At 74.2% G+C, this 4,744-nt stretch carries 4 protein-coding genes; 3 read left to right on the top strand and 1 reads right to left on the bottom strand.

All coding sequences use genetic code 11. The features are described from left to right. From CA983_RS40935 to CA983_RS40925, 3 genes are all read left to right on the top strand, one after another. Nucleotides 1-1,170: tetratricopeptide repeat protein (locus CA983_RS40935; protein WP_143645731.1), on the top strand; the 1,170-nt coding region annotated here is incomplete at its 5' end. A 73-nt stretch (nt 1,171-1,243) separates the two neighbouring features. Further along, the gene (locus tag CA983_RS40930) at nt 1,244-2,821 is read left to right on the top strand and encodes a phytoene desaturase family protein (RefSeq protein WP_086605740.1); all 1,578 of its coding nucleotides are present in this window, start codon (nt 1,244-1,246) and stop codon (nt 2,819-2,821) included. A 96-nt stretch (nt 2,822-2,917) separates the two neighbouring features. Further along, a complete protein-coding gene (locus tag CA983_RS40925) occupies nt 2,918-3,109 on the top strand; it encodes a DUF2795 domain-containing protein (protein WP_086605739.1) in 192 nt (63 codons plus the stop codon). A gap of 27 nt (nt 3,110-3,136) precedes the next feature. On the opposite strand, the gene CA983_RS40920 is transcribed toward CA983_RS40925, so the two are convergent. Next, nucleotides 3,137-4,744, bottom strand: a 1,608-nt coding sequence (locus CA983_RS40920) for a serine hydrolase domain-containing protein (RefSeq protein WP_086605738.1), incomplete at its 5' end; no start/stop codon positions are given.

Genomic DNA, 4,744 nt, shown 5'->3' with positions numbered 1-4,744 from the left:
CCCGAGGAACGGCCCGCCCCGTCCCCGGAGGTCCTCACCGCCCTGGCCGGCCGGCACAACGCGGGCCTGAGCCTCGGCCGGCTCGGCCGCTGGGCGGAGGCGGGGGAGGTGCACCGGGCGGTCGCCGCCGAACGCGAGCACCTGCTCGGCCCCGACCACCCCGACACCCTCGCCAGCCGCTACGAGGTCGCCTTCGCCCTGAGTCGCACCGGCCGCGCACCGGACGCCCTGCGCGCGTACAAGCACGTCACCGAGGCCAGGATCCGCACGCTCGGCGCCGACCACCCCGACACGCTCGCCGCCCGTCAGGAGATGGCCTACGTGCTCGGCCAGCTCGGCCGCCCCTTCGACGCCCACCGGGTGTACACGTCGGTGCTCACCGCCCGGGAGCGCACCATGGGGCCCGACCACCCGGACACCCTACGCTGCCGGCACAACCTCGCCTTCAACCTCAGCCGCCTCGGCCGCCTGGAGGACTCCTACCGGATGGCCCGCGAGGTGGCCGCCGCCCGTGCCCGGGTGCTCGGCCCCGACCACCCCGACACCCTGGTCACCCGCTACGAGGTCGCCTACGCGCTCGGCCAGCTGGGCCGCTGGACCGAGGCCCTGGAGACGTACCGCGAGGTCGCCGAGGCCCGCGGCCGTGCCCTCGGCCCCGACCACCCCGACACGCTCGCCGCCCGGCACGAGATCGGCATCAGCCTGGGCCGTCTGGGCCGCAGCGCGGAGGCCCTGGACCTCTACACCGCCCTGGTCTCGGACCGCACCCGGGCCCAGGGCCCCGCGCACCCCGAGACCCTGCGCGCCCGCCACGGCCGCTGCGTCAACCTCGGCAGGCTCGGCCGCTGGGAGGAGGCCCTCGCCGAGTCCCGCGAGGTGAGCGCCGTGCGCGAGCGGGTCCTCGGCCCCGACCACCCGGACACCCTGGTCAGCCGCCGCGAGGTCGCCGTCGGCCTCGGCTGGCTGGGCCGCTGGCCCGACGCACTCACCGAGTACCGCCGGGTGGCCGCCGCCCGCGAACGCGTCCTCGGCCCGGACCACCCCGACACCCTCGCCAGCCGCAACGACGAGGCGCACTGCCTCCAGCAGCTGGGCCGGAGCGACGAGGCCGTGGCGCTGTACCGCAGGGTGGCGGCCCTGCGCGGGCAGCGGGCGTCGGCCGGGGGGTGACACGCCCGGCAGGGCACGGCCGCCGTCCGGTGTCCGTCTGGCCGACCTGGATCACCCCGTGTTACGAAGAGGCATGACCGCACCCCTGGGACCCCGCGCACACCGGACGTACGACGCCGTCATCGTCGGCGGCGGCCACAACGGCCTGGTCGCCGCCGCCTACCTGGCCCGGGCCGGCCGTTCCGTGCTCGTGCTGGAGCGGCTGGACCACACCGGCGGCGCGGCGGTGTCCACCCGGCCGTTCGCCGGGGTCGACGCCCGGCTGTCACGCTACTCGTACCTGGTCAGCCTGTTGCCGAAGAAGATCGTGCGGGACCTCGGCCTGGACTTCCGGGTGCGCGCCCGGACCGTCTCCTCCTACACGCCGGCCGACCGCGACGGCCGCCCCACCGGGCTCCTCGTCGGCGGCGGCGAACGGCGGACCAGGGAGGCGTTCGCCCGGCTCACCGGCTCCGACCGCGAGTACCGGGCCTGGCAGGAGTTCTACGGCATGACCGGCCGCGTCGCCCAGCGGGTCTTCCCGACCCTCAYCGAGCCGCTGCCCACCCGCGAGGAACTGCGCCGCCGCCTCGACGACGAGGCGGCCTGGCGCATGCTGTTCGAGGAGCCGATCGGGGTCGCCGTCGAGGAGCACTTCGCGGACGACCTGGTGCGCGGCGTGGTCCTCACCGACGCGCTCATCGGCACCTTCGCCGACGCCCACGACCCGTCGCTGAAGCAGAACCGCTGCTTCCTCTACCACGTGATCGGCGGTGGCACCGGTGACTGGGACGTGCCGGTCGGCGGCATGGGCGCCCTCACGGACGCACTGGCCGACGCGGCCCGCGCCGCGGGCGCCGTCCTCGCCACCGGCCACGAGGCGCTGCGCATCGCCACGGACGGCCAGGAGGCCGAGGTCACCTACCGCACCGCCGACGGCGAGGGCACCGTCGCCGCCCGGCACGTCCTGGTGAACGCCTCCCCGCAAGCCCTGGCCGAACTGACCGGCGACACACCTCCGGCTCCCGCCGAGGGCGCCCAGCTCAAGGTGAACATGCTGCTCACGCGGCTGCCGCGGCTGCGCGACGGCGCCGTCGACCCTCACGAGGCGTTCGCCGGCACCTTCCACGTCGCCGAGGGCTACGAGCAACTGGCCACCGCCCACGCCCAGGCCGCCGCCGGTGACCTGCCCGCGGCTCCGCCCTCCGAGATCTACTGCCACTCGCTCACCGACCCGAGCACCCTCGGCCCGGACCTGGCCGACCAGGGCTACCAGACGCTCACCCTCTTCGGCCTGCACACCCCGGCCCGCCTGTTCGAGCGGGACAACGACGCCGTACGCGAGGAGCTGCTGAAGTCGACACTCGCCCAGCTCGACGCCCACCTGGCCGAACCGCTCGCCGACTGTCTGGCCACCGACGCGGACGGACGGCCCTGCATCGAGGCCCGGACCCCTCTCGACCTGGAGCGGGACCTCGGGCTGCCCGGCGGCAACATCTTCCACCGCGAGCTGAGCTGGCCCCACGCCCAGGACGGCACCGGCCGCTGGGGCGTGGAGACCCGGCACGCGAACGTGCTGCTGTGCGGGGCCGGCGCGGTACGCGGCGGCGGGGTCAGCGGGGTGCCGGGGCACAACGCGGCGATGGCGGTGCTGGAAATCGGGAACGACTGAATCACTGCCGTTCTGAGGGGCACTCCGACAGCACGAAGGTATCCGTACCAGCCGGCCGCCCCGCGCGGACGGTCGCACCACCCACGGGAGGCTCTCATGGCCGACCTCAGCCCGACCGATCTGCAGAAGGCCCTGAAGGGCATGGACTACCCGACGGACAAGAAGCACCTGGTGGAACGTGCCCGCAGCAACCACGCCGACGAGAAGGTCGTCAGCACCCTCGACCGCCTGAAGGAGGACCGTTTCGACGGCCCGAACGAGGTGCAGAAGGCCGTCTTCAACCAGTGACCGTCTTCAACCGGTGACCCGGCCGTCTCAGTCGGCCGACGGCGTCCACCCCACCGCTTCGACGCGCGCCGCGTCCGCCGGGCGCGCCTCGTCGAAGAGGACGCCGTCGGCCGCGTCCACGCGCAGCCCGTCCACGTAGGCCCCGCGGCCGACGTACCGCCGGTCCATCGTGTACCGCCACCGCAGGGCCAGCCGGCGCGCGGCGGGGAGGTCGGCGGTGAGCCGGTGCCAGACGCGGCCGGACCAGCCCGTGACCGAGCCCGACGAGTGCTGCCGGGGATCCTCTCCCCGGCGGTTTGTCGTGAAGGGCACCGGCTGCCAGGTCGTGCCCCCGTCGGCCGCCGCCTCCAGCACCAGTACGTCGGCTCCGGGCTCGGTGTCCCACCACAGCGCGCAGCGCAGCCGGGCCCCGCCGGACGACGACGTGTCGAGCGGGGGGAGGGTGAGCGTCGCCGTGGCGGAGACCGCCATCCCGGAGAACCAGGCCGCGCGCCCCCGCACCGGCCGGACCGGGACGGCCCGCGCCAGATGGTTCGCGGCGGCCACCCGGGGAGCCGACCCGGATCGCCAACTCCGCACCGGATGCACCGAGTTGCCCAGCACGACGAGAAACGAGTCGGTCGTCGGGTCGAGCACCAGCGAGGTGCCCGTGAAGCCGGTGTGCCCGGCACTGCGCGGGGTGGCCATCGCGCCCATGTACCAGTGCTGGTAGAGCTCGAAGCCGAGGCCGTGCTCGTCCCCGGGGAACGCGGTGTTGAAGTCGGTGAACATCAGTTCCACCGACTCCGGCTCCATGATCCGCGCCCGTCCGTAGACACCGCCGTTGAGCAGCGTACGGCCGAGGACCGCGAGGTCCCACGCGTCGGAGAACACGCCCGCGTGGCCCGCGACCCCGCCGAGGCTGAAGGCGTTCTCGTCGTGCACCTCGCCCCACACCAGGCCCCGGTCGAGTCCGGACCACGGCGGGCGCGCGTCCTCCGTGGCCGAGATTTTCGGCCGCCAGGAGGCGGGCGGGTTGTAGCGGGTGCGGCGCAGGCCGAGCGGCGCGGTGATCTCGTCGCGGAGGAGGACGTCCAGGGAGCGGCCCGTGATCCGCTCCAGCACCAGCTGGAGCGAGATGAGGTTCAGGTCCGAGTAGAGATACGCCGTGCCCGGCGGGCTGACCGGCGCCTCGTTCCAGATGAGCTGGAGCTTCTCCTCGTACGTCGGCGCGCTGTACAGCGGGATCCAGGCGCGGAAGCCCGAGGTGTGCGTGAGGAGCTGACGGATCGTGATGTCCTGCTTGCCCGCGCGTGCGAAGTCCGGCAGGTACGAGGCGACCTTCGCCTCCAGCTCCAGTCCGCCCCGCTCCATCTGCTGCACGGCCAGGATCGAGGTGAACAGCTTGGACACCGACGCCAGGTCGAAGACGGTGTCCTCGGCCATGGGGATCTGCTCGCCGGCCGGGAACTCGACGCCGGTGTCGGTCTCCTCGTCGTAGGCCCGGTAGCGCACCGCCATGCCGATGGGCCGGTGCAGGGCGACGGTGCCGCCCCGTCCGGCGAGCAGGACGGCGCCCGCGTACCAGGGGTGCTCGGGGGAGGGGCCGAGGAACGCCTCGGCGTCGGTGACGAGGTGCCGCAGATGGGAGGGGAG

This window comes from Streptomyces swartbergensis, from assembly GCF_002148965.1.
Classification (GTDB): Bacteria; Actinomycetota; Actinomycetes; order Streptomycetales; family Streptomycetaceae; genus Streptomyces; species Streptomyces swartbergensis.
The sequence above is the reverse complement of the archived record's forward strand: the minus strand, read 5'-3'. Positions and strand labels throughout refer to the sequence as shown.